Genomic DNA, 26,943 nt, shown 5'->3' on the forward strand with positions numbered 1-26,943 from the left:
GACCGGTCTATTCAGGAGTGCACATGTCATCTGAAAAACTGTTTTCCCCACTGAAAGTGGGTGCCATTACGGCAGCAAACCGCGTATTTATGGCGCCACTGACGCGTCTGCGCAGTATTGAGCCTGGCGACATCCCTACTCCGCTGATGGCCGAGTATTACCGTCAACGCGCCAGCGCGGGGCTTATCATCAGCGAAGCGACGCAGATTTCCGCACAGGCGAAAGGCTATGCCGGAGCACCCGGCTTACATAGCGAAGCGCAAATTGCCGCATGGAAGAAAATCACTGCTGCCGTACACGCTGAGCAAGGTCATATTGCTGTCCAGTTGTGGCACACTGGACGCATCTCTCACGCCAGTCTGCAGCCAAACGGTCAAGCTCCAGTTGCACCTTCCGCGATTAGCGCTGGAACCCGCACCTCGCTGCGCGATGAAAACGGCCTGGCAACGCGTGCCGATACCTCAATGCCACGTGCGCTGGAAACTGAAGAGATTCCGGGCATCGTTAATGACTTCCGTCTGGCGATAGCCAATGCGCGCGAAGCGGGTTTCGATATGGTTGAACTGCACTCTGCCCACGGCTACCTGCTGCACCAGTTCCTGTCGCCAACGTCTAACCAGCGTACCGATCAATACGGTGGCAGCGTCGAAAATCGTGCGCGTCTGGTGCTGGAAGTGGTTGATGCCGGTATTAAAGAATGGGGTGCCGATCGCATTGGTATTCGCGTCTCCCCGATTGGCACTTTCCAGAACGTAGACAATGGTCCGAACGAAGAAGCCGATGCGCTGTATCTGATTGAACAATTGGGCAAGCGTGGAATCGCTTACCTGCACATGTCTGAGCCGGACTGGGCCGGTGGCGAGCCGTATTCCGATGCGTTCCGCGAAAAAGTGCGCGCGCGCTTCCACGGCCCTATCATTGGTGCTGGTGCTTACACCCCAGAAAAAGCAGAAGCGCTGATCGAGAAAGGTCTGATCGACGCCGTTGCTTTTGGTCGCGCCTATATTGCTAACCCGGATCTGGTGGCGCGTCTGCAACGCAAAGCAGAACTGAATCCGCAACGTGCCGAGAGCTTCTACGGCGGCGGCGCGGAAGGTTACACCGACTATCCTACCCTCTAACGTCACAATCTCCGTTCTGCCATTGATAGCGGCGTAACAACGCCGCTATACTAAAACAACATTTTGAATGTATTAGCCATTTTCGAAGGGGAAAAAGATGCGTTTACTCCATACCATGCTGCGCGTGGGTGACCTGCAGCGTTCCATCGAGTTTTATACCAACGTGCTGGGCATGAAGCTGCTGCGTACCAGCGAAAACCCTGAATACAAGTACTCTCTGGCTTTTGTCGGCTACGGTCCTGAAACCAGTGAAGCAGTAATCGAACTGACCTATAACTGGGGTGTCGACAAGTATGATCTGGGTACTGCCTATGGCCATATCGCCCTGAGCGTAGACAACGCGGCTGAAGCCTGTGAACGTATTCGCCAGAATGGCGGTAACGTAACGCGTGAAGCAGGTCCAGTAAAAGGCGGCACCACAGTGATTGCGTTCGTTGAAGATCCGGACGGCTACAAAATTGAGCTGATCGAAGAGAAAGACGCCGGGCGCGGCCTGGGCGATTAATCACCCCCTCGGGCGCAGATCGTCTGTGCCCATAGTTTTATACTCATCATTTTGCCATAATACGCGCTGCAATTTTCCCGTATTAAGAGACCCAGATGTCCGATAACGCTCAACTTTCCGGTCTGTGTGACCGTTTTCGTGGTTTTTATCCTGTCGTCATTGATGTCGAAACCGCAGGGTTCAATGCCAAAACCGATGCGCTGCTTGAGATTGCCGCCATCACACTGAAAATGGATGAACAAGGCTGGCTGATGCCGGACACAACGTTACATTTCCACGTAGAGCCGTTTGAAGGTGCCAATTTGCAACCGGAAGCGCTCGCCTTTAACGGTATTGACCCTAACAATCCGCTACGCGGTGCGGTCAGCGAATATGATGCTCTGCATGCCATCTTCAAAATGGTGCGTAAAGGCATTAAAGACAGCGGCTGCAATCGGGCAATCATGGTGGCGCATAACGCTACGTTCGACCACAGTTTCATGATGGCTGCAGCAGAACGCGCCTCGCTCAAACGTAATCCGTTCCACCCATTTGTCACCTTTGATACGGCGGCATTAAGCGGTCTGTCTCTGGGGCAGACGGTGTTGTCAAAAGCGTGCCTGGCGGCGGGAATGGAGTTTGACGGGAATCAGGCGCACTCGGCGCTGTATGACACCGAACGCACGGCCGTGCTGTTTTGCGAAATCGTTAACCGCTGGAAACGTCTCGGCGGTTGGCCTCTTCCCGTGCCTGAAGAAGCGTAACGGCGACATAAAAAAAGCGACCATTTCAGGTCGCTTTTTTACTTCTGCTGGTATTACTCAGCGTCCGGCTCTTCGGTTTTGTATTTCGCTGCTGTTTCTTTAATCAGCTGCTGCAACTCACCGCGCTGGTACATTTCGATCAGAATGTCACAACCGCCAACCAGCTCACCATCAACCCACAGCTGTGGGAAAGTTGGCCAGTTTGCGTATTTCGGCAGTTCGGCGCGAATATCCGGGTTCTGCAGAATATCAACATAAGCAAAGCGTTCACCACAGGCTGACAGCGCCTGCACAGCCTGTGCGGAGAAACCGCAGCTTGGCAGTTTAGGGGAACCTTTCATGTACAGGAGAATCGGGTTTTCAGCGATCTGGCGCTGGATTTTTTCGATAGTGGTGCTCATTATCTTGCTTCCTTAAACTTCTTTTACGGCAGTAGTCTGACATTGTAACGGGTCAGACAGGCAACGGAAAATAACATTTTCATTACGCGTTATTATTTTATCCCCTGACGCTAAAAGTTGCATTCACAATCTCACTTATCCCCTTCAAACATGTGGATTTGATTATCTGTTCACCAATTCTATCTCTATTTGCTGTTTTTTTTTGCGGTCGGTTACGAAACGCAGTTTTAAACTAAAAAAGCTATTAACTTTCCCTCTTTCTATAGATTAGAATCGTCAAGTTTTGAAAATCACACGCAGGCACGATAGACCTGCCTTACCAGAGGACTGCTCAGTGGCGCGGATAAACCGAATCTCGATCACGCTCTGTGCTTTACTTTTTACTACACTGCCCTTTACGCCTATGGCTCATGCTTCCAAGCAGGCCAGGACGACACCTACCAATTCTCACACCATCAAAACGGTAGATAAAAAGAAAAGCGCAACAACCAGCCAAAAAACAACAAAGACCAGTAAGAAAACGGCGACAAAAACCACCAGCAAAACCAGCACCAAAACCGCTTCCTCTTCTAAAAAACGCACTGCCACTCCGGCAAAGTCGACTAAAACTGCAAATCGCCGTGGTAAAACTGCCGCAGCACAAACCGCAGCCGTTACCTGGACGGAAAAATGCACACCGCGCAAAGGTCATAAACCACGCTGCGTGAAGGTGAAAACCACTGCACCGACTACGCTTGCTGATGCACATAAAGTGAAAGTGCAGAAAGCGACTAAAACCGCTATGTCCACCTTGATGAACCAAATCGGCAAACCTTATCGTTGGGGCGGCTCCTCGCCAAGAACCGGGTTTGACTGCAGCGGTCTGGTTTATTACGCCTATAAAGATCTGGTGAAGTTCCGCATTCCGCGTACCGCGAATGAAATGTACCATCTGCGTGATGCCGCACCAATTGAACGTGGCGAACTGAAAAATGGCGATCTGGTATTCTTTCGTACCCAGGGTCGCGGCACAGCCGATCACGTCGGCGTCTACGTCGGCAACGGTAAGTTTATTCAGTCACCGCGCAGCGGGCAGGAAATTCAAATCACCTCTCTGAGCGAAGATTACTGGCAGCGCCACTATGTGGGCGCTCGTCGGGTAATGACGCCAAAAACAATTCGCTAAAAACTTACCCTACAGAACATGCTGTAGGGTAAGTTCTTCTTTTGCATAACCTTTCAATTTGCTACCCTATCCTTACTCACAATGAGGCTATTGTGTGTACTCAATATAAATAATAAGGAGAGAAGCAATGTCGTTTGAATTACCTGCATTACCGTATGCCAAAGATGCTCTGGCACCGCACATTTCTGCCGAAACGCTGGAATATCACTATGGCAAACACCATCAAACCTACGTGACCAATCTGAACAATCTGATTAAAGGCACGGCGTTTGAAGGCAAATCACTGGAAGAGATCGTTCGTAGCTCTGAAGGCGGTGTATTCAATAACGCAGCACAAGTATGGAACCACACGTTCTACTGGAACTGCCTGGCACCGAACGCAGGTGGCGAACCAACCGGTAAACTGGCTGATGCAATCGCCGCTTCCTTTGGCAGCTTTGCAGATTTCAAAGCGCAGTTCACCGATGCCGCTATCAAAAACTTCGGTTCTGGCTGGACCTGGCTGGTTAAAGGAACGGATGGCAAACTGGCTATCGTCTCCACCTCCAACGCAGGTACTCCGCTGACTACCGACGCGACGCCGCTGATGACCGTTGACGTATGGGAACACGCCTACTACATCGATTATCGCAATGCTCGTCCTGGCTACCTGGAACATTTCTGGGCACTGGTGAACTGGGAATTTGTTGCGAAGAACTTCGCAGCATAAAAAAGATAACGCAGAAGGACTTCCTTCTGCGTTTTTGCATTAATTCGCGGTAGTGAAAGCCTCTTCAGGCTGTCTTCTTGCGGAAATGAACACCAGCAGCAGCGCAAGACCCGCCACAATCGCCCCCATTACCGGCACAAAACTGTAGCCCAGGCCTCCAGATATTACCGCCCCACCGGCCGCAGCCCCCAGAGCGTTCCCCAGATTAAACGCGCCAATATTGACTGACGATGATAATCCAGGTGCTTCGCTGGCAACGCGCATCACACGCATCTGCAACGGTGGAACGACCGCAAACGTCGCCGCGCCCCAGACCACCATACTGACCGCCGCTCCCAGCTCATTACGCGCAAGGAAAGGAATGGCCAGCATAATAACCATCAGCAGCAGCAAAAAGCCTTTCAGCGTACCGTTGACTGAATGGTCAGCCAGTTTGCCGCCAAAATAGTTACCGATCGAGAAGCCAACGCCTATCAACACCAGCATGCCGGTAACAAATGCCGGTGTAGCATGAGTGATAGTATGCAGAACCGGCGAGATGTAGGTATACAGCGTGAACATCGCCCCAGCACCCAGTACGGTAGTCAGTAACGCCGACAGCACCTGTGGGCGCATCAACACCGCCAGTTCGCTACGGACATCCGGGCGCTCTCCTGCTCCACCCTTGGGTAATGAGAAGAACAGGCTGACCATCGCAATGACACCCAGCCCTGCAGTGGCCATAAATGACATGCGCCAGCCGATGGTTTCACCAAGCCAGGTCGCCGCCGGAACGCCGCCAATATTGGCGATGGTTAACCCCATAAACATCGTTGCCACGGCGCTGGCCTGTTTATGTTTGGGTACCACACTGGCTGCAACCACAGAACCGAGACCAAAAAAGGCTCCATGGTTAAGACTGGTCAAAATACGCGATAGCATCAGCGTTGTGTAATCCGGCGAGATAGCCGAAAGCACATTACCCAGCGTGAAAATCGCCATCAGGAATATCAAAGCATTACGTCGCGCACGATGAGACAGCAGCAATGTCATCAGCGGTGCACCTACCATCACACCTACCGCATAAGCGCTGATCAGCATGCCAGCCGCCGGAATCGAGACGTCCATACCTTTAGCAATGACGGGCAATAACCCCATTGGCGAAAACTCGGTGGTGCCAATACCAAACGCCCCGATTGCTAGCGCCAGTAAAGGGTAATTGATTTTCATATTTCGACTCCGTATCGTCGAGCCGTGGCACGACATAAAATAAGAGTCAAAAGCATGACATTGATCGCAAAATTAATAAAGTTAACAAAACTGCAAAAGACTTTTGCTTATTCGCAAACAATAGAGGGGAAAAACGAGTCGAAGGGATGAGGGAGAGCTAACTCCCTCGGGGGGAATCAATGCAGCGCTGCGGTCAGACCACCCGCGACGATCAAACCCAGAACAATAATGGTAGTCACTAACGAAAATTTCAGATCGGTGCTCATCAAGTTTTCTCCTTTTTATTCCCACACAAAAAGTGATATTGCGCATTTTTACACACTTGAAAGCAAAAATCTCTCACGATTTATATTGATAACTGCTTTTAACTCTTCCCCTTTTCGTTAAGATCAGACAAAATTCCACGCTTACTTGATTAGCGTACCGGCCATTGACCCCTTCCTGACGTTCCGTGTCGTTTTCCCGGCGTGCCGCAACCCTTACGTTGCGATAAGGGTGTGTAAAGGCAAACGTTTACCTGGAGTATTCTCAGGAGTTTAGGATATGGTCTGGAGTGAGATGTAATGGCAACAATTAAAGATGTAGCGAAGCGAGCAAACGTTTCCACTACAACCGTATCACACGTAATTAACAAGACGCGCTTTGTCGCGGAAGAAACACGTAATGCTGTCTGGGCAGCAATCAAAGAACTGCACTATTCTCCGAGCGCAGTTGCCCGCAGCCTGAAGGTAAATCACACCAAGTCTATCGGCTTGCTGGCGACCAGCAGCGAAGCGGCCTATTTCGCCGAAATTATCGAAGCCGTTGAGAAAAACTGTTTCCAGAAAGGCTATACCCTGATCCTGGGTAACGCATGGAACAGTCTCGAAAAACAGCAGGCTTATCTGTCGATGATGGCGCAAAAGCGCGTTGATGGTCTGCTGGTGATGTGTTCTGAGTATCCGGAGTCGCTGCTTTCGATGCTCGAAGAGTATCGCCATATCCCGATGGTCGTCATGGACTGGGGCGAAGCAAAAGCCGACTTTACCGACACAGTCATTGATAACGCCTTCGAAGGCGGTTACATGGCGGGCCGGTATCTGGTAGAACGCGGTCATCGTGAGATTGGCGTGATCCCTGGCCCAATGGAACGTAACACCGGGGCTGGGCGTCTGGCTGGCTTTATGAAAGCGATGGAAGAAGCGCTGATTAAAGTGCCTGAAAACTGGATTGTTCAGGGCGATTTCGAGCCTGAATCCGGCTATCGCGCTATGCAGCAAATTCTGTCGCAGTCTCATCGTCCGACCGCGGTATTCTGCGGTGGCGATATTATGGCAATGGGTGCGCTGTGCGCCGCTGACGAAATGGGGCTGCGCGTACCGCAGGATGTCTCACTCATCGGCTACGACAACGTGCGCAACGCCCGCTTCTTCACGCCGGCCTTGACGACCATTCACCAGCCGAAGGATTCACTGGGTGAAACGGCCTTCAACATGCTGTTAGACCGTATCGTGAATAAACGTGAAGAGTCACAGTCTATCGAGGTGCATCCGCGCCTGGTTGAGCGTCGCTCCGTTGCCGACGGTCCGTTCCGCGATTACCGCCGTTAAGCCTGTTGTGCGGGAGTCTCATCTGGCTCCCGCAGCCATTCCTTGTTCAACGTTTCACTATCCCCTAAATAGTCCAGCAGCCAACTCAATGCCGGTGACGTATCGTTCTGCTGCCATGTCAGACAGCATGCGGCATCAGGAAAAGGGTTCTCCAGTTGCAGCGCAACCCATTTACCACTATCGATCCACGGCTTGGCAAAATGCGTCGGTACCATGCCCACGCACAATCCCGCGGACAAACAGGTCGCAGAGGATTCCCAATCCGGCACGACGACGCGCTTTTGGTTGTCCAGCAGCCAGGTAATACGCTTCGGCAATGTTCGGGAGGTATCTTCGCGCACCAGTGACGGCCAGTTGCGCAACGTGTCATCACTTAACGGTCCGGGCATTGACGCCAGTGGGTGATGACTGGCTACCACGCAGCTCCAGCTCAGCATTCCCATATCGCGGAAGGTATAGCGCCCCCCGACCGGAATGGCCTGTGTGGCCCCGATGGCCAGCTCCACACGCCCATCAGACAGTGCGTCCCACACGCCGTTAAACACTTCCTGAAAAACTAACAACTCCACATCATCAAAGTGACGGTAGAAATCCACGATCATCTGTCGGGTACGATCCGGGCGGACAATGTTATCGACGGCGATCGCCAGCTGTCCGCGCCAGCCGTTGGCAATTTGCTGACATTGCTGGCGCGTGATCTGCATTTTTTTGATAACAGAGCGGCCTTCTTTTAAAAACCATGCCCCGGCAGGCGTTAATTCCACATCCCGATGGCGTCGCTCAAAAAGTGGCACCGCTAGCCATTCTTCCAGCTGGCGTACGGTGTAGCTTACTGCCGAAGGTACACGGTGCAGCTCCTGCGCGGCCGAACTAAAACTGCCGTTACGCGCAACCGCATCAACCACTTCAAGTGAATATTCCGACCACATATTCTGCCTGCAAAAAATTTGAAATCAGTAAGCAAATATTAGCGTTTCACAGCGAGAATTACACTCACTACACTCAGCGGCATTGTTCTACTGCTAAAAAAGAGAAATGATGATGCAACCTGGGAAAGGGTTTTTAGTCTGGCTGGCAGGTCTTAGCGTGCTCGGTTTTCTGGCAACGGATATGTATCTACCCGCCTTTGCTGCTATTCAGTCCGATCTGCAAACACCTGCATCTGCCGTCAGCGCCAGCCTGAGCTTGTTCTTAGCGGGGTTTGCCGTCGCGCAACTGCTGTGGGGGCCGCTTTCTGACCACTATGGTCGCAAGCCTATTTTGCTGCTGGGTTTATCTATCTTCGCACTGGGCAGTCTGGGCATGCTATGGGTTGAAAACGCCACTGGTCTGCTGGTACTGCGATTTGTTCAGGCCGTTGGCGTCTGTGCGGCATCGGTTATCTGGCAAGCGCTGGTTACCGATTATTATCCTTCACAAAAAGTAAACCGCATCTTTGCCACTATTATGCCGCTGGTCGGGTTATCTCCTGCACTCGCCCCGCTTTTAGGCAGTTGGATCCTGGTACATTTTTCCTGGCAGGCCATTTTTGCAACTCTGTTTGCCATTACTCTGATTCTGATGCTTCCGGCTCTGCGTCTAAAGCCAACGGCTAAAGCGCGCGATGACAGCCAGGATAAACTGACTTTCGCCACCTTGCTGCGCTCGAAAACTTACCGTGGAAACGTGCTGATTTATGCCGCCTGTTCCGCGAGCTTTTTCGCATGGCTGACAGGTTCCCCGTTCATCCTCAGCGAAATGGGTTATAGCCCAGCGGTAATTGGTCTGAGCTATGTTCCGCAAACTATCGCCTTCTTAATTGGTGGTTACGGCTGTCGTGCAGCGCTGCAAAAATGGCAGGGTCGTCAGCTGCTGCCCTGGTTACTCATTCTGTATGCCTTCAGCGTTGTAGGCACCTGGGCGACCGGCTTTATTCATCATGTTGCATTGGCTGAAATCCTGATCCCATTCTGCGTTATGGCGATTGCGAACGGCGCAATCTACCCTATCGTTGTCGCGCAGGCATTACGCCCTTTCCCACAGGCCACGGGACGCGCAGCCGCATTGCAGAATACGCTGCAACTGGGTTTATGCTTCCTGGCAAGCCTTGTCGTTTCCTGGTTGATTGCCACCCCACTGCTCACCACCACCAGCGTTATGCTGACAACAGTATTGCTGGCTGCTGTGGGTTACAAAATGCAGTCGCAGAAAACTGACGCCCCGCAAACAGATGATCGTGCGCAAGTTGCCCACGGAGAGTCGCACTAATAATGGTTGCGGGCATTTAGTTAGCCCGCTAACAATTATTGGTTGAATCGTCAAAAATTCAGGCATATACTGATTTTCAGTTGTTAAAAAAACGATAATTTTAATGCGTTAACGGGGACAAGAACGTTCCCGTTTTACCACGGATGGCCTTTTCGGCAAGGGTTTCTCCCTTCCTCTGTTCTACGTCGGATTATAGATTCGCGGATTAATTCCGTGAGATTTCTCACAAAGCCCAAAAAAGCGTCTACGCTGTTTTAAGGTTCTGATCACCGACCAGTGATGGAGAAGCTATGAGTTCATCATGTATAGAAGACGTCAGCGTACCGGATGATGACTGGTACCGCATTACTAATGAATTATTGAGCCGTGCAGGCATTGCCATTAATGGCAATGCACCGGCTGATATTCGAGTAAAGAACCCCGATTTTTTCAAACGCGTATTGCAGGAAGGATCGTTAGGATTGGGTGAAAGTTATATGGATGGCTGGTGGGAATGCGACCGGCTGGACATGTTTTTTAGTAAAGTCTTGCGCGCCGGTCTTGAAAACCAACTCCCCCGCCACTTTAAAGATACGCTACGTATCGCCACGGCTCGCCTGTTCAATTTACAGACCAAAAAACGTGCGTGGATGGTCGGCAAAGAACATTACGATTTGGGCAACGATCTCTTTACCCGCATGCTTGACCCCTATATGCAGTATTCCTGCGCCTACTGGAAAGATGCCAACACTCTGGAATCTGCCCAGCAGGCGAAGCTCAAAATGATTGCTGAAAAATTGCAACTGAAGCCAGGAATGCGGGTGCTTGATATTGGCTGTGGCTGGGGTGGTTTATCCCAGTTTATGGCATCGCAATATGGCGTGAGCGTGGTGGGTGTGACCATTTCGGCAGAACAGCAGAAAATGGCACAGGAACGTTGCGCTGGGCTGGATGTCACCATTTTGCTGCAGGATTATCGCGACCTGAACGACAAATTCGACCGCATTGTCTCCGTCGGCATGTTTGAACATGTTGGACCGAAGAACTACGCCACCTATTTTGAGGTGGTCGATCGTAATTTAAAACCGGATGGTCTCTTTTTACTGCATAGCATCGGCTCCAAAAAGACCGACAATAACGTTGATCCGTGGATCAATAAGTATATCTTCCCAAACGGGTGTTTGCCGTCAGTTCGCCAGATTGCCAACGCCAGCGAACCACATTTTGTGATGGAGGACTGGCATAATTTTGGCGCGGATTACGACACGACGCTGATGGCATGGCACGAGCGTTTCATGAGCTCCTGGCCTGAAATCGCCGATAACTACACCGAACGTTTCAAGCGGATGTTCAGCTATTATCTGAACGCCTGCGCCGGGGCGTTTCGTGCTCGAGATATTCAGCTATGGCAGGTGGTCTTTTCCCGCGGTGTTGAACACGGCCTGCGCGTTCCCCGCTAATCGTTTTCGCCCCCGTAGCAACGGGGGCTTTACTCTCAGGCTTAGGCTCCCGCTTCGCCCGTTATGTTGCTGATGGCGCTTTCACGCGCCGCCAGGACACGCTCAACGGTATCAACCACCGCCTGCGTTTGGGGATCGATTTCGATATTAACCCGTGCGCCCAGCTTTTTCTTGCCAAGCGTCGTACGCTCCAGCGTTTCCGGAATCAAATGCACACAGAAACGCGTCGGCGTCACTTCACCGACCGTCAGACTGATACCGTCAATACCAATAAATCCTTTGTACAGGATATATTTCATCAGCGACGGATCCTGGACTTTAAACCACACCTGACGGTTATTCTCCGAGGTCAGAATTTTCGACACTTCGGCAGTGGTCATAATATGGCCCGACATTAAATGTCCGCCAATCTCATCACTGAATTTTGCCGCACGTTCAACGTTAACCAAATCTCCGACCTTCAGATCGCCCAGGTTGGTGATACGCAGCGTTTCTTTCATCAGGTCGAAGCTTATCTGGTTACCGTTAATTTCGGTGACCGTCAGGCAGCATCCATTGTGGGCAACCGATGCGCCGGTCTCCAGCGCATCCAGCATATATTCAGGCAACTCCACAACATGCGTACGAAAATTCGGTTTTTCATCAATGGACACCAATTTTGCAGTGCCCTGCACAATACCCGTAAACATACTTCCTACTCCTGAACTCAATTAAGACATCTCTGCACAGCACAATAGCAGGTGGAAATTCAGGTTGCCAGCAATGCGCCACCAGCGCCTGTTTTTTCACTGGAGAATTACGTATTCCTCGCTACAATAGACTGAAATTTCCCCTGCTTTTTCTCCTTGCTGCCATATAAGGCGGCTTTTTTAGTCTCTCAAATAACAACAATATAGTGGTGTACACGTGCAAAAGTATGTAAGTGAAGCGCGTCAGTTATTAGCTCTGGCAATTCCGGTGATTCTTGCGCAAATCGCTCAAACCGCAATGGGATTCGTTGATACCGTCATGGCGGGCGGATACAGCGCGACGGATATGGCGGCAGTCGCCATTGGTACGTCCATCTGGCTACCGGCCATTCTGTTTGGTCACGGACTACTGCTGGCGTTAACGCCGGTAATTGCGCAACTCAATGGTTCCGGACGCCGCGACCGTATCGCCCATCAAATACGTCAGGGATTCTGGCTGGCGGGCAGCGTCTCCGTGCTGATTATGGTTGTGCTATGGAACGCGGGGTACATTATTCGCTCCATGCATAACATCGACCCGGCGCTGGCAGATAAAGCCGTTGGCTACCTGCGTGCCCTGCTGTGGGGCGCACCGGGTTATCTGTTCTTCCAGGTAGCCCGTAACCAGTGCGAAGGATTAGCCAAGACTAAACCGGCGATGGTGATGGGATTTCTCGGCCTGCTGGTGAACATTCCGGTTAACTATGTTTTCATCTATGGGCATTTAGGCATGCCGGAACTGGGTGGCGTGGGTTGTGGTGTGGCAACAGCAGCGGTTTACTGGGTGATGTTTATCGCCATGCTCTCTTACATCAAACGTGCGCGTTCAATGCGCGATATCCGTAATGAGCGTGGTTTCCAGAAACCTGACACCGCAGTAATGAAGCGTCTGGTACAGCTGGGTTTACCTATCGCGCTGGCGTTATTTTTCGAAGTGACGTTGTTTGCGGTGGTCGCGCTGCTGGTTTCTCCATTGGGGATTGTCGACGTAGCCGGACACCAAATCGCACTGAACTTCAGCTCGTTAATGTTCGTCCTGCCAATGTCTCTGGCTGCCGCCGTCACCATTCGTGTCGGTTATCGTCTGGGCCAGGGTTCCACGCTGGATGCGCAAACCGCAGCCAGAACGGGTCTGGGTGTTGGTGTGTGCATGGCGGTCGTAACAGCGATTTTCACCGTGACATTCCGCGAGCATATTGCCCTGCTCTATAACAATAACCCGGAAGTTGTCGCCCTGGCGGCTCAGCTCATGTTACTGGCCGCTGTGTATCAAATTTCGGACTCTATCCAGGTTATTGGCAGCGGGATCCTGCGTGGTTATAAAGATACGCGTTCCATTTTCTTTATTACCTTTACGGCATACTGGGTGCTGGGCCTGCCGAGCGGTTATATTCTGGCGCTTACCGATCTGGTAGTTGACCGGATGGGACCGGCGGGATTCTGGATGGGCTTTATTATCGGCCTGACCTCTGCGGCGATACTGATGATGCTGCGGATGCGGTTTCTACAACGCCAGCCGTCAGCGGTTATTTTACAACGCGCTGCACGATAACCTCATAAAAGCCGCCACCAGGCGGCTTTTTTTCGCCTCAAAACGGGCTGGCGTTTTTGGCGTTCATCCACGCTTCACTAATGGGATGCCTGAAATGCAGTTCACTGGCATGCAGCATCAGCCGTGGCGTTTGTTCAGTCCCCGGCAGCAGACGTCCACCGTACAGATCACACCCCAAAATAGGATGTCCCAACTGCTGACAATGGATCCGTAGTTGATGGGTGCGCCCGGTTTCAGGGGTCAATTGCACCCGCGTCAAGGGCAGCAACGTCCCCTCTTCCTGACGATGATAAAAACGCTCGACAACCTGATAGCGCGAGCGCGCGGGTTTGCCGTTGAGAGCACAAATCGACATCAATGGAAACAGCGCCGGGTCTTTGGCAATTGCGGCGTCGATAACCCCTTCGTCGTTTTCCAGATGCCCGCATAACAGCGCACTGTACACCTTAGTGATCGTCCGCTGGCTGAACTGCTGGCAAAGCGCGGCGTTGATAGCCTTGTTACGAGCGACCACCATCAGCCCAGAGGTGCCGAAATCAAGCCGATGTACCAGCGTGCAGCCAGGGTAAATCTGTACCAGCCGGTGATGTACCGAATCGAGATTCTGCGGATTTTTGCCCGACAGGCTAAGCAACCCGCTGGGTTTATTGATGAGCACCAGATGCTCGTCCTGATAGAGGGTCTCTATCTCGTCATGGCAAGGCGGGGCAATAAAGGTATCGAAGATCGTAGACATCAGGCGACCAGAATGAGGTGTGGGAACGGATGATAACGAATTTTCACCACAGTGGCGAATCTGAGCATTGACCCAATGGCTGGCATGGTAGAGTGTGATTTATCCTGAGTGCGATGAGAGGGTTACTCTGTGCAACAAATCGATTTTTACATGGTGGATGCCTTTACCACCACGACATTTGGCGGTAATGCAGCAGCAGTCTGTCCGCTCACGGACTGGTTGCCCGATGAAACATTATTAAAGATGGCGCAGCAGCATAACCAGTCAGAAACTGCTTTTTTTGTCGCCAATGAGAATGGCTTTGAGCTGCGTTGGTTTACCACTCAAGGTGAAATCAATCTGTGTGGGCATGCCACGCTTGCCGCTGCGCATGTCATCTTTGAACATCTGGATTACCCGGATACGAAAATCCATTTTGCTACCCGCTTTGTAGGACCGCTGACGGTCACCCGCTGCGGTGAATGGCTGACGCTTGATTTTCCAGCCTGGCAAAGCGAATCTGCCATGCCGCCCGCTTTACTGCTGGAAACATTAGGCATCACCGAATACAAAGAGGTGCGTGTGGCACGCGATTACATGGTGGTGCTGGAAAATCAACAGCAGGTTGAGGCTGTGCGCCCCAACATCCACGCCATGATTCCGCTGGGGAAAATGGTATGCATCACCGCGTCGGGTGACGGGGAATACGATTTTGTCAGCCGTTTCTTCTGCCCGGGCGAAGCCGTCGCGGAAGACCCGGTCACAGGCTCGGCACATAGCATGCTGATCCCTTACTGGGCTGGAAAACTGAATAAAACACAGATGCTGGCACGCCAGGTCTCTGAACGCGGCGGGGATTTACGCTGTCAGTTAGCAGGAACGCGTGTATATATCAGTGGGCAGGCGATAACTTATCTGACCGGTAAAGTGCTGTTGCGCTAGCAGCCTTACCCAAAATAACCAATCCATGGAGGATTTATGTCGAACAAACTCGTGCAGATACACTTTGATTTTCATGGTCCGTTTGGGGCTGAGATGTCGAATCAGCTCGTTGAACTGGCCGAATCAATCAACCAGGAGCCGGGGTTCATCTGGAAAATCTGGACCGAGAACGAAGCAAATCACGAAGCGGGAGGCATCTACCTGTTCCAGGACGAAGACACCGCTCAGGCCTATATCAAAAAGCATACAGCCCGCCTGAAGCACCTGGGTGTGGAGGAAGTAACGTTCAAAATCTTCGATATCAATGAACCGCTAAGTAAAATTAACCACGGTCATATCAGCTAAACTTTTGCCTTAGACGCCCCCTCCCGGGGCGTTTCTTCATTTCCCCCTGCTTTCCCCTTTCAACAGCGATATCCCCGTCACCGCTCCAGGACAGTGATTTAGCCTGGGCCACGTTTGCAGTAGTTCACAAAATCAGCGTTAGCGAAAACTATCGCTGGCCGAACGCACTATGAAGGAGTATAAAATAATACAAACAGTATTATTTTATACAAAATGAATCACAAACGGCGACTGGAGATTCTCATATGACCGCGGACATTACACTGAACTCATCTGCTGGAAGCTTCCCGCCAGCAGGTCATTACTCGCACAGTACAACGGCTGGCGGATTCGTCTTCATTTCCGGGCAATTGCCGGTCACTTTCGACGGCGAGAAAAAAGCGGATGCCTCTTTTGAAGATCAAACCCGGCTGGTACTCAAGAATATTGATGCTTGTCTGGCTGGTGCTGGGGCATCACGTCAGCATCTGGTGTCTGTTCGCGTCTATGTGACGGATATGAACCAGTGGCCGACGTTTAACAAAATCTATGGAGAGTGGATCGGCGATTTCCGTCCATCTCGTGCAGTAGCAGGTGTTGCGGAACTTCATTATGGTTTTGCGCTGGAAGTTGAAGCTATTGCGTTGGCCCCGCAAGCGTGACGTTTAACAACATACAGGTGAACAACAATGACTGAAATGACACTGCCTGATTATTACGATGTTGCCGCTGCGGCAGAGCGCATCGCAGATTATGCTAACAAAACGCCGGTGATGACCTCCCGAACGGTTAACGAAGAATTTGGCGCGGAAGTCTTCTTTAAGTGCGAAAACTTCCAGAGAATGGGCGCCTTCAAATTTCGCGGCGCTATGAATGCGCTACGCCAGTTCACCCCACAACAACGCGCTGCGGGCGTCGTGACGTTTTCTTCCGGCAACCATGCACAGGCCATTGCCCTGTCGGCAAAGTTGTTGGGTATTCCAGCAACAATTATCATGCCGCATGATGCCCCGGCGGCCAAAGTTGCGGCGACGAAAGGCTATGGCGGAAAAGTGGTAACTTACGATCGCTATACTGAAGATCGTGAAAAAATTGGTCGGGACCTGGCAGAGAAACAGGGGTTAACGCTAATCCCCCCTTACGACCATCCGCACGTGATAGCAGGCCAGGGCACCGCCACAAAAGAGCTAATTGAAGAAGTGGGTCAGTTAGACGCTCTTTTCGTGTGTCTGGGCGGTGGCGGCCTGCTCTCAGGATCCGCCCTGGCGGCCAGACATCTGTCTCCTGACTGCATCATCTATGGTGTCGAACCTGAGGCGGGTAACGATGGTCAACAGTCGTTCCGAAGTGGAAAAATAGTTCATATCAATACGCCCAAAACCATTGCTGACGGTGCTCAGACTCAACATCTCGGGAACTATACATTTCAGATTATCCAGCAAAACGTGAACGATATTCTGACTGTTTCAGACGCTGAGTTAGTTGCCTCAATGAAATTTATCGCTGAACGCATGAAAATCGTCGTAGAGCCGACCGGGTGTCTGGGTTTTGCTGCCGCCAGAGCGCGTAAAGCTGAGCTTCGCGGCAAGAAAATCGGCATTATCATCAGCGGCGGAAATGTGGATATCAGTCGCTACAGTGAATTTCTGGCCGGATGATAAACAGGGTATCTGCCATGCAGATGCCCTACTTTTACTGTCTGTACACTCCCGTCTGGAAAAACGCTCCCAGGTCACTGTAAACTGCTCGCAATCATGGCAACAGACATCACCGCAGGAGACTGGCATGCCAAAAACCGACAATAACTCGCTTCTCAGCCAAATTGATACTATCGCCAGGGGATTGAGTGAGACCTTCTCTCCGTTTTGCGAAGTGGTGGTTCATGACCTCAAAAATCCTGATCATGCCATTTTGTCCATCCATAATAATCTTTCCGGACGTCACCCCGGCCAGCCAGCAACCGAGCTTGGCCTGGCGAGAATCGCATCACCTGACTTTCCCAGCATCATTGCGAACTACAGTAATCAGTTTGCCGATGGCCGCCCGGTGAAAAGTACATCGATTGGCATCAAGGACGAAGACGGCAAATACGTAGCGGCACTTTGCCTGAATGTCGATATGACGCTGTTCCGTGGTATGCAGAGTGCTCTTGCGCGTTTTACTGAAACTGAAAATTCCCCCATTAAGGAACATATCGATCCCGGCAGTAATGAAGTCATCCGCCAGCGTATTGATGACTTTGCCGCTAAACGCGCGACGACGGCCCGAGCCCTTAAACCTCAAGACCGTAAGCTGCTGATTCAACAATTACGCCAGGACGGTTTGCTGAACGTACGCAAATCTATGGATACGGTTGCACAGCATCTGGGCGTATCGAGGGCCACCGCCTATCTGTATGCCCGCCAGTCAGCTCAGGCGGGTGAATAAACGGATTCAGATAGACCACACTTGCCACGTAGAGAATTTCTGTCCTTGATTACCGACGCGAAGCGCTCCCGCTCCACTAAAGGCGGCTTCGTGCCCGATATAGTTACCCACCAGTAAACAACCAAATCCAGCTGCAGTGAAAAAAATTAACCTTTATTTTCGTGCGCATTTATTGGCACTGAGTAAATAGATGATTTATTTTTGTACATACATAGTGAAATTTAGCTTTACTCAAATAACACACTAGCATTTTAATGCACCACAGCAGAACAGGTAACAACTAACTCACTGATTTAAAAGAGTTAAAAAGCTATTGAAGTTATTACACCAATAATACCCATGCAATATATATAAATAGCGTGATATCTAAATTATAATTCTTTAACATCCGGCTGATTGGTGAGGTAAGAATGCGATTAATGGTCATGTTGGTAAGCTTTGTACTCTCCACCCAGCTATGGGCAGGTGAACTTTCCAGGCCCACCGGTAAAGTGCTTTTAACGCTGTCGGGTAATATTGAAAATACAAATGCAGACGGGAAAGCCGTTTTTGATACCGCCAGCCTTGAGAAGCTGGGCATGGTCAGTTTCCAGACCACCTCCCCCTGGTATAATGGGCGCACTACCTTTACGGGTATTCCGCTACAAAAGCTCATGGATTATGTCGGGGCGAACGGCTCTGTTGTTAAGGTCACTGCACTCAATGACTACACCACTGTTATCCCTCTTAGTGATTTCAAAAAATACAATGCTATCCTTGCGTTAAAAATCAACGGAAAATATATGCGCATCCGTGACAAAGGCCCGTTATTCATTGTGTACCCCTATGACAGCATGCCAGAATTGAATAATCAGATTTATTATTCAAGGTCTGCATGGCAGGTCAGTAGTATGGATATTGAGTAAGCGTTCAGAGGAACATCATGAACAGAATACTGGCTGGCATCATCTTTTTTCTTTTTATATCTACCGGGTATATCTCTTTCCTCGTGCATGAACGGCAACAAGAGTTACAGAAACTGACTCACTACACCGATTCCTGGTCTGCTGCTCAGCTGGTATCACAATATTACCGATTTGAATCGTTGCTTGGTCTTTACACTATCGATGATACGATGAATCTCGATGATGTACGCATGCGCCTCGACATTATGCTTAGCCAGAGTGATTTGATAAAAGAAGGTGACCTGGGGCGCTACATCGAAAGCAATATAGCCCACCGTGAACTGGCGGTAAAACTTGAAAATACCCTTAGTTTTCTGGATGTTAATCTAGAAAAAATGAACCGTTCAGCACTCCAGGCTTATCTGAAAAAAATGCATACTCTGGATGCGCCACTGGGTCGTCTTTCATCTGGTGCGTTAAACAAAGATGTTAACTCGATCAATAACGCCAACCAAAAAATTCAGACGCTGTACTATATTTATTCTGCAACCTCTGTGCTGCTGATAATACTGAGTGCGATTCTGGGCGTGCTCATTTTCTATCAAAACAGAAATATTCTGCGGGCGCACCTGCAGGTCAAGAGTCTTGCCGAAGAACTGCAGAAATCTAAAGAAAAACTGCAAATTCAGAATGCTAAACTGGAATATGACGTCTACCATGACTCTCTTACCGAGATGAATAACCGTCAGCTATTCTGGAGCGATTTAAATAAAACAATTGAGAGAGCAGAAAAAAATCACGATTCTGTGACTGTGATGTTGTTTGATTTAGATCGATTCAAAGAAGTAAATGATACGTATGGTCATGATGCCGGTGATATGTTGCTACGCCAGATATCTGACCGACTGGTTTCGATGAGTCTTACTTCGGATACGCTGTATCGCCTGGGTGGAGATGAATTTGCGTTTCTCTCAAGTGGCCTGACAGAAAGCCACGCCGTTTCGCGCGCCCAGAAAATATGTGAATTTATCAGCCAGCCCTACACTATTTATAACACGATTATCAACATAACCACCTGTGTTGGCATTGTTATCTCAGACACTGAACGTCGTTCCGACTATCTTTATAAATTTGCCGATCTGGCCCTTTATGAAGCCAAAGGTGAAGGCTCTGGTAAGATAAAAGTCTTCCGACAACGAATGTTAGAAAAGCTACAAGAAAGCAGAACGCTTGAGCATGATATGGCATTGGCAATAGTGAACAAAGAATTCGTGGTTTATTATCAGCCCATTGTTGACTCCTTCAGCCAGGAAATTTATAGCTATGAAGCCCTAATTCGTTGGCTCCATCCTCTAAAGGGCCTCCTGTCGCCGGATAACTTTATTCCTGTTGCTGAAAAAACCGGAATGATTAATGAGATGGGGAAAGCTGTGCTTGAAATTGCCTGCCGGGAAGCGGCTTGTTGGGCGGTTCCGGCTAAAATTTCAGTGAATGTCTCTCCTGTCCAGCTAAGCAGCAAAGCCTTTGTCGGTATCGTACTGTCTATTCTGAAAGAAACTGGACTCCCAGCCGATCGTCTTGAACTGGAAGTAACAGAATCCTCTCTCTTCACTGAGAGTACGACGCCGATGAATACACTTAATAAACTCAGAGCCATGGGTGTAAAAATCTCCATCGATGATTTTGGCACCGGATATTCTTCCCTTTCGCGCCTGAGCAGGCTTGCCTTCGATAAAATTAAAATAGACAAGTCGTTTGTCCATTCAATATCCACACAGGAAGATGCGCTTAATATCATCAAACTGATCACCGGCATGGCGAAATCCCTCAATATGAAGGCTGTTGCTGAAGGTGTTGAAACGCAGGAACAACTAAAAAGCCTTCAGGCGCTGGGCTGCGATTTCGCCCAAGGATATCTGTTTGGTAAACCTCAGCCTTGTATCGATGAGAAAATCAGAAACGGTTGAATCGCTCTCAGACTATTTGATCATCAACCGTAGCGCTAAATCATTCGGATAAGGATCAAAATAGTTCTGGGTAAGCAGATAGCTGTCTGGGTATTCAGCCAGATAGTGCTTGAGTAGCGTCAGAGGCGCCAATATTGGCAGCAGCCCACCGTTATAGTTGAGGATAACGTCACGTAACTCTCCGCGCTGGCGGGTGTTCAACTGTTCGCGGAAGTAGCCCTGGATATGCATCAGTACATTGGTGTGATTTTTTCGTGAGGCGGGCTTTTTGAGGATCGTCATGAGCTTTTCACGATAGACAACGAAAAAAGCGTCCAAATCATCCCACTGGTGAAGCGAGGCAACGAATGGGCCGATTTCCCGGTAACCGGCCTGGTGATGAGCCAGAAGCTGTAGCTTATAGCGACTGTGAAAGTTGAGTAAGCCATGGCGAGTAAGACCATTGGCCCGCAGCCTATTAAGCTCATGCAATGCGAACACGCGTTCGACAAAGTTCTCCCTCAGCACTGGATCGTGCAAGCGGCCATCTTCTTCGACTGGCAACCACGGGTAGGTTTCCATTAACGCGCCAGTAAACAGACCAGTCCCTTCTTTTCGCCCACGATTTCCCTTCTCGTCATACAGTCTCACTCTTTCCATACCGCAACTCGGTGATTTAGCACAGACGATAAAACCCGAGAGGCCACCAAGTCCCTGAAGATATGAGTTGGTGAAATCGGACATTTTATCGGTTACATCCTCACCAGGCGCATGGCTAAAACAGATGCGGACATTCCCTTGGGCGGTTTGAACCAGACGCAACGCGGGACGTGGTACAGGCAAACCGATGGACATCTCTGGGCAGACAGGTTTGAAAGTCACCCACTGAGCCAGGTCGTCCATCACAAACCCCATCCGTTTATGCCCACCGTCGAATCGCACGGCTGAACCAGTTAAACATCCACTAATCCCGATGACAGGCTGAGTGTTCATAGCGACCCCCTCGTTAATTGACGACCCTTTTCGGGAAAAAATGACGGTTTCACTATTAAATCATAGCGTAAGTTATCTGCTGTGAGTTGAACTGATAGATGCAAGTGTAAGTATCCCCCATAATCGTGCCATTCCTAATGAATATTTAGGCGGGATACAAACCAGGCAATCAAAGAATCCAATTAAAACAGCAAAGGCAGGTACTGTAGATATATAGATCTCTAAATTGATGTTCATCACATTGACAGGTTCTTACGTGAATGCGACTTCAATCTCTTTATATACTCTTTATTTGTTCATATCTTCATGAGGAATAAAGTATGTTCGATCATGTGAAAATCGGTGTAAGTGATTACGAAAAAAGTAAAATTTTCTTTCTCAACGCGCTTCAGCCGCTTGGCGTAGAACTCATCGATGAAGGCACACCAAACTACGGTGTTGAAATGGGCTCCGAGAATGTTTCACTTTGTCTGTTCCAGACGAATGACAAGCCGGCTCCTCTGCATCTGGCGTTTGTCGCAAAAACCCGGCAGCAAGTTGATGAATTTTACAATGCTGCTTTGCGCACGGGAGCCCAGGATAACGGAGCACCTGGCTTACGTTCCTATAGTGAAAACTACTATGCCGCATTTGTCATTGCACCTGATGGCCATAATATTGAGGCTGTCTGCCATGCGCCGGACTGATTAAGGTGCAGTTTGGATATCGAAAAATTATTCGACGTTGATATTGAATCTGTCTGAAGAGCTGTAATAACGCTGCTTATTTGAAGTCAAGACATAAGAGTATCGTTGAAAAGAAGGAATTCGTATATGTCTAAGATTAAGTTTGAACTGAGGCGAGGATAGCTCTCCCGCCAGTGAAGCAAGGACAATAAGAATGTAGCCTTAGTGCAACATCTTTATTCTAAATATCTGCAGCTAAAGTTGGTAAATCCCCTGAACGGTTCTATAGTCGGGACTGCTTCTCATTACAGGGTTTACTAATGCGATTTAACGGACTGACTAAAGGTTTCTTCATTTTCATACTTGCCCTCGTGACCTGGGCGTTCTTCGATGTATTGTCCCCCTACTTTTCCGCCATTTTGTGGGCCGCGATATTAACGACTATCTTTAACCCGGTAAAAAACAGACTGCGTAGCGCGCTTGGCGAACGCAACGGGCTGGCATCGTTGATTACCATCGTCATTATCTGTCTGATTGTCTTTATCCCGCTGATGGTAATCCTGTCATCGCTGGCCATTGAACTGAACGTGGTGTACACCAAACTGCAACAGAATGACACGCAGTTCCCGGAAGTCGTCACTTCTATTCTTTCGTACCTTCCTGATTGGGCCAGAGGATTTCTGGCAGAACACAATCTGGATGATGTCGCGCAGATCCAGAAAAAACTGTCCGATGTCGTGCTGCAAGGCGGGCAGTACCTTGCTGGCAGTGCATTTCTGATTGGGAAAGGGACATTCGGCTTTGCTATCAGTTTTGGCATCATGCTGTATCTGCTGTTCTTCTTACTGAAGGATGGACCGTATCTGGTGCGCCAGATTCTGGACTCATTACCCCTTTCTGATTTTGCCAAACAGCACCTGTTTGCCAAATTCGTCGGCGTGACGCGGGCAACCGTTAAGGGCACGGCGGTCGTCGCTTTGGTTCAGGGTATTCTTGGCGGCATCGCGTTTGCAATTGTGGATATCGACGGCAGCGTTCTGTGGGGTGCGTTGATGGCGTTTCTCTCCCTCGTGCCTGCCGTGGGCTCAGCGATCGTCTGGGTACCAGCAGCAATATTCCTGTTCGCCACCCACCAGCTATGGCAAGGGCTGTTTATCGTTGGCTTCTTCGTGATTATCGTTGGGCTGGTGGACAATATCCTGCGCCCGCTGCTGGTAGGTAAAGACACCAAAATGCCGGACTATCTGATTTTGATTACCACTCTCGGCGGCATGGAGATCTACGGCATTAACGGCTTTGTGATTGGCCCCCTGATTGCTGCACTATTCATAACCTGCTGGAACCTGTTTTCCGGGCGTGACCATGAAGGTAACGTGGAAGGAATCGACGAAGCCTTTATGGAAGAAGGAAAAAATCCTCCAGATTTATGATTGCAGGACGATAACAGAAGGCGGTTTCTGGACCGCCTTTTTTATTTTCACTCAAAATCATGCGTTTCCTATAATTGCAATCATGCGTATTCATTAATCGTCGCAGAAGGAACTAATCAGTGCGAATTGCCACAATCACCAACTGGGCCTATAGCGCGACGGTATGCCTGACCATCGCTTCAGGCGTTGTCATGCTGATGGCATCCAGCGCCGATAACACAGAACGCCAGGTGGTAGAACAGCGTTATCAGTTCGATCAACTTACCGAAGAAGTCGAACTCGATGCCTGGTCGCTGTCCGACCTGGCGCGCGACTATGTTATTGCAAAAGATCCTGAGGTGCTTAACGCCTACCGTCAGAAAGAAGCGACGCTGAAAGCTGTTGAGCATCGGCTGTCAAAGCTCAAAGACCTTGGGGCAACGGATGAAGAGCTGGCGCTATTGCACGAAGGGCTACAGATTGTTGATGCCCTGCAGGACGAGCAAGCTGCGGCGCTTGCCAGCGTCGCGCGCGCAGAAGAGTCGCAGGCTATTGCCCTGCTCTATGGGAAAAGCTATGAACAGGAACTGGAACGCGCCCAGGACCGGATAGATCATTTCCGCCAACTGCTCGATAACCGCGTACGCAATACAATTGAAGATGCAACCCAGTCATCCCGCATGCTGCGGACAGCCTCTGAAGTGATGGTCGGTCTGACAGCGCTGCTGTTTTTATTCGTTCTCGGTTTCATTTTAAAGCGTCGCGTCCTGCGCCCCGTCGTGCGTTTGAGCGATGTCGTAAACCGTCTCGCATCGCAGGATTATGCCGTTGAGACGCCCAGCTTTAACCAGATAGATGAAATAGGTGATATGGCGCAGGCGATCCGGATATTTCGCGAGAACGGTCTGGCGCGTCAGAGACTGGAGAAAGAGCGAGATGCCGACTGGGCAATCCGCGATCTGCTGGCGCGCATGACGCAGCGTCTGCAAGGCTGCGAGAGTTTTGCCGATGTCATCAATGTGGCAGAGCTGTTTGCACCGAATATTGCTCCAGGTATTGCCGGGCGGCTTTACATACTGGACCAGGAACCCTGGCAAATGCGCTGCGTTGCACAATGGCTTTCTCCGCAGGGTAAAGCGGATGCGTTCCACCCGGACGAATGCTGGGCTGTGCGCCGCGGCCAGAGTCATCCTCCGGTACAAGGTGAACCCGATATCGCCTGCTACCATCTGCCAGAGTCATGCCAGCACCACACCCTGTGTGTTCCGCTGATTGCCCAGGGCGAAGCCATCGGCCTGCTCTCATTCCAGAACCTTAGCGATGATTCCGCCCCCTCCCGTGCATATCTGGAGCTGATGGCAGAAGCACTCGGCCTCGCATTAGCCAACCAGCGTCTGCGTGACGCCCTGCTGGAGAAAGCGCTCTACGATCCGCTAACCGGACTGCGCAACCGTCATCATCTTGAAGATACACTGCGTACCCAGATGAGCCAGGCAGTGCGTAACAAAGAACCGATCAGTTGCCTGATGATCGATATCGATCATTTTAAAAGTATTAATGACCGCTTTGGCCATGAGGCAGGCGATAGCGTAATCAAAAGTATCGCTGCGACTATTCAGCGCGTTGTCCACGACAGCGGCATGGCCTTCCGCTACGGCGGTGAAGAGTTTCTGGTACTGCTGGCCAATACGGATGAACAGGCCGCTAACCGCTTTGCTACGGAAATCTACAACGGCGTACGCGAACTGTCGCTGCGCTTTGGCGTTTCCGATATTGGACACGTGGATGTCTCTATAGGTGTCGCCAGTTACCCGCAGCATGCCCAGAGCGACAACCTGTTACGCGCCGCAGATGTCGCACTGTACCGCGCGAAAGAGTTAGGTCGTTCGCGCATTGTGAGCTTTGGCATGCTGGAAGCGAGTTGATATGCGCCAGCACTTCGGGCATTGCTTTACCTCTACACCAGGTGGTATGTTAATTGGATGAACACAAAACACGATATCAACGGTTTTAATCACAACCTGTGGTGGCTGCCTTCTTAAAGGCGGTCAGAATGTGTTTTCCTCATTTTAAATAACCGCCGAAAGGCGGTTATTTGCATTTAGAGACCCCTTTCGGTTTTATGACTAAGGAGTCTTACATGAACAATAAAACCATCATCCTCACTGGCGATCGTCCCACCGGCCCGCTGCATCTTGGCCATTATGTGGGGTCATTGCGCCAGCGCGCCACGCTGCAACACGATTATCAGCAGTTTATATTGGTGGCTGACCTACAAGGGTTAACCGATAACGGCAGCACACCGCAAAAGATCCGCAACAATATTCCCGAAGTACTTGCCGACTATCTTGCCGCAGGAATAGACCCGTCACTTACCACCATCTGTCTGCAATCTGCACTGCCTGCTCTCGCAGAGTTAACCGCGCTTTATATGAACATCGTCACCGTGGCTCGCGTGGAGCGTAATCCTACGGTCAAAAACGAAATTGCGCAGAAAGGGTTCGCCCGCTCGTTACCGGTTGGTTTTCTGGTTTATCCCATCAGTCAGGCGGCAGATATTACGGCCTTCAAAGCCGAAGTCGTTCCCGTCGGCGACGATCAGTTGCCAATGATTGAACAGACTAATGAGATAGTACATAAGATGAATAGCCTGTTACCGGCCCCCGTCTTATCGCACTGCAAAGCGCTGCTGAGTGAAACCAGCCGCCTTCCAGGGATCGACGGAAATGCCAAAATGTCAAAATCGCTTGGTAACACATTGCTCCTGTCAGCCAGCGAAGAAACCATTCACCGCGCGGTCAGCGCAATGTACACCGACCCTAATCATCTGAAAGTGTCCGACCCAGGGCAAATAGACGGCAATATGGTATTCACTTACCTCGATGCTTTTCATCCGGATAAAGCAAAAGTGGCGGAAATGAAAGCGCATTACCAACGGGGTGGACTGGGTGACCGGACATGCAAAAACGAGCTGGAAGTGTGCTTGCAAGAACTCATCGCGCCTATGCGCGAGCGGCGTGCAACCTACATTCAGGATAAAGGCATGCTGATGGCGATGCTCAAAAAAGGAAGCGAGCAGGCGCACGAGATTACGCAGCAGACATTAAGAGAAGTGAAGCAAGGACTGGGTTTGCCGGTGTTCTGATATCGAGTTGCAACAGGAGCGATAAGTAACGATGACTCCCGTCTGAATGCCACCGCCGGGAGTTATCAGAAGCAGGCTCGCGTTA

Annotated in this window: 27 protein-coding genes; 20 read left to right on the plus strand and 7 right to left on the minus strand. The window is 50.4% G+C overall.

The genetic code is table 11. The features are described 5' to 3' along the window. Nucleotides 1-23: 23 nt before the first annotated feature. The 3 genes from OGY13_RS13625 (at nucleotide 24) to rnt (ending at nucleotide 2,369) form a co-directional block, all read left to right on the plus strand. Nucleotides 24-1,121, plus strand: coding sequence for an alkene reductase (locus OGY13_RS13625; RefSeq protein WP_213753028.1), 1,098 nt, complete (start codon nucleotides 24-26; stop codon nucleotides 1,119-1,121). Between the two features lie 97 nt (nucleotides 1,122-1,218). Then, nucleotides 1,219-1,626, plus strand: a complete 408-nt coding sequence (gene gloA / locus OGY13_RS13630; protein WP_003832762.1) for a lactoylglutathione lyase — start codon at nucleotides 1,219-1,221, stop codon at nucleotides 1,624-1,626. A 95-nt stretch (nucleotides 1,627-1,721) separates the two neighbouring features. Further along, nucleotides 1,722-2,369, plus strand: coding sequence for a ribonuclease T (gene rnt, locus OGY13_RS13635; protein ID WP_003029200.1), 648 nt, complete (start codon nucleotides 1,722-1,724; stop codon nucleotides 2,367-2,369). Between the two features lie 53 nt (nucleotides 2,370-2,422). On the opposite strand, the gene grxD is transcribed toward rnt, so the two are convergent. Then, nucleotides 2,423-2,770, minus strand: a complete 348-nt coding sequence (grxD, locus tag OGY13_RS13640) for a monothiol glutaredoxin 4 (protein ID WP_003832760.1) — start codon at nucleotides 2,768-2,770, stop codon at nucleotides 2,423-2,425. Nucleotides 2,771-3,104: 334 nt separating this feature from the next. Here grxD and OGY13_RS13645 point away from each other — a divergent pair, with 334 nt between their 5' ends. Then, nucleotides 3,105-3,935, plus strand: coding sequence for a C40 family peptidase (locus OGY13_RS13645; RefSeq protein WP_003832759.1), 831 nt, complete (start codon nucleotides 3,105-3,107; stop codon nucleotides 3,933-3,935). Nucleotides 3,936-4,062: 127 nt separating this feature from the next. Beyond that, nucleotides 4,063-4,644 carry a superoxide dismutase [Fe] gene (sodB, locus tag OGY13_RS13650; RefSeq protein ID WP_003029205.1) on the plus strand — a complete coding sequence of 194 codons (582 nt, stop codon included), beginning with the start codon at nucleotides 4,063-4,065 and terminating at the stop codon, nucleotides 4,642-4,644. A gap of 39 nt (nucleotides 4,645-4,683) precedes the next feature. On the opposite strand, the gene OGY13_RS13655 is transcribed toward sodB, so the two are convergent. Further along, nucleotides 4,684-5,853 carry an MFS transporter gene (locus OGY13_RS13655; protein WP_213753027.1) on the minus strand — a complete coding sequence of 390 codons (1,170 nt, stop codon included), beginning with the start codon at nucleotides 5,851-5,853 and terminating at the stop codon, nucleotides 4,684-4,686. 176 nt (nucleotides 5,854-6,029) lie between these two features. Then, nucleotides 6,030-6,119 carry a cytochrome bd-I accessory subunit CydH gene (cydH, locus tag OGY13_RS13660; RefSeq protein WP_003029209.1) on the minus strand — a complete coding sequence of 30 codons (90 nt, stop codon included), beginning with the start codon at nucleotides 6,117-6,119 and terminating at the stop codon, nucleotides 6,030-6,032. A gap of 297 nt (nucleotides 6,120-6,416) precedes the next feature. On the opposite strand from cydH, the gene purR reads away from it, so the two are divergent. Continuing rightward, nucleotides 6,417-7,442, plus strand: coding sequence for an HTH-type transcriptional repressor PurR (purR, locus tag OGY13_RS13665; protein WP_003832757.1), 1,026 nt, complete (start codon nucleotides 6,417-6,419; stop codon nucleotides 7,440-7,442). Here the strand turns inward: purR and punR are convergent. Beyond that, entirely contained in the window at nucleotides 7,439-8,371 is a 933-nt protein-coding gene (gene punR / locus OGY13_RS13670) for a DNA-binding transcriptional activator PunR (protein ID WP_003029215.1), read from the minus strand. The two genes, purR and punR, sit on opposite strands and share 4 nt — an antisense overlap. 112 nt (nucleotides 8,372-8,483) lie before the next feature. On the opposite strand from punR, the gene punC reads away from it, so the two are divergent. Together punC and cfa are read left to right on the plus strand one after the other, a co-directional pair. Then, a complete protein-coding gene (punC, locus tag OGY13_RS13675) occupies nucleotides 8,484-9,689 on the plus strand; it encodes a purine nucleoside transporter PunC (protein WP_032943314.1) in 1,206 nt (401 codons plus the stop codon). A gap of 290 nt (nucleotides 9,690-9,979) precedes the next feature. Continuing rightward, nucleotides 9,980-11,128, plus strand: a complete 1,149-nt coding sequence (gene cfa / locus OGY13_RS13680; protein ID WP_008784662.1) for a cyclopropane fatty acyl phospholipid synthase — start codon at nucleotides 9,980-9,982, stop codon at nucleotides 11,126-11,128. Nucleotides 11,129-11,169: 41 nt separating this feature from the next. Here the strand turns inward: cfa and OGY13_RS13685 are convergent, their stop codons facing one another. Beyond that, nucleotides 11,170-11,817 (minus strand): riboflavin synthase, encoded by a 648-nt coding sequence (locus tag OGY13_RS13685; protein WP_003832752.1) that lies wholly within the window; start codon nucleotides 11,815-11,817, stop codon nucleotides 11,170-11,172. A 217-nt stretch (nucleotides 11,818-12,034) separates the two neighbouring features. Here OGY13_RS13685 and mdtK point away from each other — a divergent pair, with 217 nt between their 5' ends. After that, nucleotides 12,035-13,408, plus strand: coding sequence for a multidrug efflux MATE transporter MdtK (gene mdtK, locus OGY13_RS13690; RefSeq protein ID WP_008784661.1), 1,374 nt, complete (start codon nucleotides 12,035-12,037; stop codon nucleotides 13,406-13,408). A 37-nt stretch (nucleotides 13,409-13,445) separates the two neighbouring features. Here mdtK and OGY13_RS13695 read toward each other — a convergent pair whose 3' ends face one another. Continuing rightward, complete coding sequence (locus OGY13_RS13695) at nucleotides 13,446-14,144, minus strand: RluA family pseudouridine synthase (RefSeq protein ID WP_057067234.1); 699 nt, start codon at nucleotides 14,142-14,144, stop codon at nucleotides 13,446-13,448. Nucleotides 14,145-14,273: 129 nt separating this feature from the next. On the opposite strand from OGY13_RS13695, the gene OGY13_RS13700 reads away from it, so the two are divergent. From OGY13_RS13700 to OGY13_RS13730, 7 genes are all read left to right on the plus strand, one after another. Then, complete coding sequence (locus OGY13_RS13700; protein ID WP_213753026.1) at nucleotides 14,274-15,065, plus strand: PhzF family phenazine biosynthesis protein; 792 nt, start codon at nucleotides 14,274-14,276, stop codon at nucleotides 15,063-15,065. Between the two features lie 36 nt (nucleotides 15,066-15,101). Then, the gene (locus OGY13_RS13705; protein WP_057067232.1) at nucleotides 15,102-15,410 is read left to right on the plus strand and encodes a monooxygenase; all 309 of its coding nucleotides are present in this window, start codon (nucleotides 15,102-15,104) and stop codon (nucleotides 15,408-15,410) included. 245 nt (nucleotides 15,411-15,655) lie between these two features. After that, complete coding sequence (locus OGY13_RS13710) at nucleotides 15,656-16,051, plus strand: RidA family protein (protein WP_003832744.1); 396 nt, start codon at nucleotides 15,656-15,658, stop codon at nucleotides 16,049-16,051. Nucleotides 16,052-16,078: 27 nt separating this feature from the next. Then, on the plus strand, nucleotides 16,079-17,047 hold the full coding sequence (locus OGY13_RS13715) for a threo-3-hydroxy-L-aspartate ammonia-lyase (RefSeq protein WP_213753030.1): 969 nt from the start codon (nucleotides 16,079-16,081) through the stop codon (nucleotides 17,045-17,047). A 127-nt stretch (nucleotides 17,048-17,174) separates the two neighbouring features. Beyond that, nucleotides 17,175-17,816 (plus strand): helix-turn-helix transcriptional regulator, encoded by a 642-nt coding sequence (locus OGY13_RS13720; protein WP_213753031.1) that lies wholly within the window; start codon nucleotides 17,175-17,177, stop codon nucleotides 17,814-17,816. A 410-nt stretch (nucleotides 17,817-18,226) separates the two neighbouring features. Continuing rightward, entirely contained in the window at nucleotides 18,227-18,721 is a 495-nt protein-coding gene (locus OGY13_RS13725; RefSeq protein WP_003832739.1) for a putative pterin-binding protein, read from the plus strand. Between the two features lie 17 nt (nucleotides 18,722-18,738). Beyond that, nucleotides 18,739-20,667, plus strand: coding sequence for a putative bifunctional diguanylate cyclase/phosphodiesterase (locus OGY13_RS13730; RefSeq protein ID WP_048235445.1), 1,929 nt, complete (start codon nucleotides 18,739-18,741; stop codon nucleotides 20,665-20,667). A 12-nt stretch (nucleotides 20,668-20,679) separates the two neighbouring features. Here OGY13_RS13730 and OGY13_RS13735 read toward each other — a convergent pair whose 3' ends face one another. Further along, the gene (locus tag OGY13_RS13735) at nucleotides 20,680-21,639 is read right to left on the minus strand and encodes a YbgA family protein (protein WP_213753032.1); all 960 of its coding nucleotides are present in this window, start codon (nucleotides 21,637-21,639) and stop codon (nucleotides 20,680-20,682) included. A 320-nt stretch (nucleotides 21,640-21,959) separates the two neighbouring features. Here OGY13_RS13735 and OGY13_RS13740 point away from each other — a divergent pair, with 320 nt between their 5' ends. From OGY13_RS13740 to trpS, 4 genes are all read left to right on the plus strand, one after another. Beyond that, nucleotides 21,960-22,325, plus strand: coding sequence for a VOC family protein (locus tag OGY13_RS13740; RefSeq protein WP_213753033.1), 366 nt, complete (start codon nucleotides 21,960-21,962; stop codon nucleotides 22,323-22,325). Between the two features lie 299 nt (nucleotides 22,326-22,624). Then, nucleotides 22,625-23,734, plus strand: a complete 1,110-nt coding sequence (locus OGY13_RS13745) for an AI-2E family transporter (protein WP_003832733.1) — start codon at nucleotides 22,625-22,627, stop codon at nucleotides 23,732-23,734. Nucleotides 23,735-23,853: 119 nt separating this feature from the next. Next, nucleotides 23,854-25,638 (plus strand): diguanylate cyclase, encoded by a 1,785-nt coding sequence (locus OGY13_RS13750; protein WP_060682265.1) that lies wholly within the window; start codon nucleotides 23,854-23,856, stop codon nucleotides 25,636-25,638. Between the two features lie 215 nt (nucleotides 25,639-25,853). After that, nucleotides 25,854-26,858 (plus strand): tryptophan--tRNA ligase, encoded by a 1,005-nt coding sequence (trpS, locus tag OGY13_RS13755; protein WP_032943285.1) that lies wholly within the window; start codon nucleotides 25,854-25,856, stop codon nucleotides 26,856-26,858. Nucleotides 26,859-26,943 lie beyond the last annotated feature (85 nt).

This window comes from Citrobacter sp. Cpo045 (assembly GCF_030332875.1).
Taxonomy (GTDB): domain Bacteria; phylum Pseudomonadota; class Gammaproteobacteria; order Enterobacterales; family Enterobacteriaceae; genus Citrobacter; species Citrobacter portucalensis.

What these genes read in the sequence shown, in the direction of transcription:
- OGY13_RS13625 (WP_213753028.1), top strand. Translation starts at nt 24, where the DNA reads ATGTCATCTGAAAAACTGTTTTCCCCACTGAAAGTGGGTGCCATTACG.
- gloA (WP_003832762.1), top strand. Translation starts at nt 1,219, where the DNA reads ATGCGTTTACTCCATACCATGCTGCGCGTGGGTGACCTGCAGCGTTCC.
- rnt (WP_003029200.1), top strand. Translation starts at nt 1,722, where the DNA reads ATGTCCGATAACGCTCAACTTTCCGGTCTGTGTGACCGTTTTCGTGGT.
- grxD (WP_003832760.1), bottom strand. Translation starts at nt 2,770, where the DNA reads ATGAGCACCACTATCGAAAAAATCCAGCGCCAGATCGCTGAAAACCCG.
- sodB (WP_003029205.1), top strand. Translation starts at nt 4,063, where the DNA reads ATGTCGTTTGAATTACCTGCATTACCGTATGCCAAAGATGCTCTGGCA.
- OGY13_RS13655 (WP_213753027.1), bottom strand. Translation starts at nt 5,853, where the DNA reads ATGAAAATCAATTACCCTTTACTGGCGCTAGCAATCGGGGCGTTTGGT.
- cydH (WP_003029209.1), bottom strand. Translation starts at nt 6,119, where the DNA reads ATGAGCACCGATCTGAAATTTTCGTTAGTGACTACCATTATTGTTCTG.
- purR (WP_003832757.1), top strand. Translation starts at nt 6,417, where the DNA reads ATGGCAACAATTAAAGATGTAGCGAAGCGAGCAAACGTTTCCACTACA.
- punR (WP_003029215.1), bottom strand. Translation starts at nt 8,371, where the DNA reads ATGTGGTCGGAATATTCACTTGAAGTGGTTGATGCGGTTGCGCGTAAC.
- punC (WP_032943314.1), top strand. Translation starts at nt 8,484, where the DNA reads ATGCAACCTGGGAAAGGGTTTTTAGTCTGGCTGGCAGGTCTTAGCGTG.
- cfa (WP_008784662.1), top strand. Translation starts at nt 9,980, where the DNA reads ATGAGTTCATCATGTATAGAAGACGTCAGCGTACCGGATGATGACTGG.
- OGY13_RS13685 (WP_003832752.1), bottom strand. Translation starts at nt 11,817, where the DNA reads ATGTTTACGGGTATTGTGCAGGGCACTGCAAAATTGGTGTCCATTGAT.
- OGY13_RS13695 (WP_057067234.1), bottom strand. Translation starts at nt 14,144, where the DNA reads ATGTCTACGATCTTCGATACCTTTATTGCCCCGCCTTGCCATGACGAG.
- OGY13_RS13705 (WP_057067232.1), top strand. Translation starts at nt 15,102, where the DNA reads ATGTCGAACAAACTCGTGCAGATACACTTTGATTTTCATGGTCCGTTT.
- OGY13_RS13710 (WP_003832744.1), top strand. Translation starts at nt 15,656, where the DNA reads ATGACCGCGGACATTACACTGAACTCATCTGCTGGAAGCTTCCCGCCA.
- OGY13_RS13715 (WP_213753030.1), top strand. Translation starts at nt 16,079, where the DNA reads ATGACTGAAATGACACTGCCTGATTATTACGATGTTGCCGCTGCGGCA.
- OGY13_RS13720 (WP_213753031.1), top strand. Translation starts at nt 17,175, where the DNA reads ATGCCAAAAACCGACAATAACTCGCTTCTCAGCCAAATTGATACTATC.
- OGY13_RS13725 (WP_003832739.1), top strand. Translation starts at nt 18,227, where the DNA reads ATGCGATTAATGGTCATGTTGGTAAGCTTTGTACTCTCCACCCAGCTA.
- OGY13_RS13730 (WP_048235445.1), top strand. Translation starts at nt 18,739, where the DNA reads ATGAACAGAATACTGGCTGGCATCATCTTTTTTCTTTTTATATCTACC.
- OGY13_RS13735 (WP_213753032.1), bottom strand. Translation starts at nt 21,639, where the DNA reads ATGAACACTCAGCCTGTCATCGGGATTAGTGGATGTTTAACTGGTTCA.
- OGY13_RS13740 (WP_213753033.1), top strand. Translation starts at nt 21,960, where the DNA reads ATGTTCGATCATGTGAAAATCGGTGTAAGTGATTACGAAAAAAGTAAA.
- OGY13_RS13745 (WP_003832733.1), top strand. Translation starts at nt 22,625, where the DNA reads ATGCGATTTAACGGACTGACTAAAGGTTTCTTCATTTTCATACTTGCC.
- trpS (WP_032943285.1), top strand. Translation starts at nt 25,854, where the DNA reads ATGAACAATAAAACCATCATCCTCACTGGCGATCGTCCCACCGGCCCG.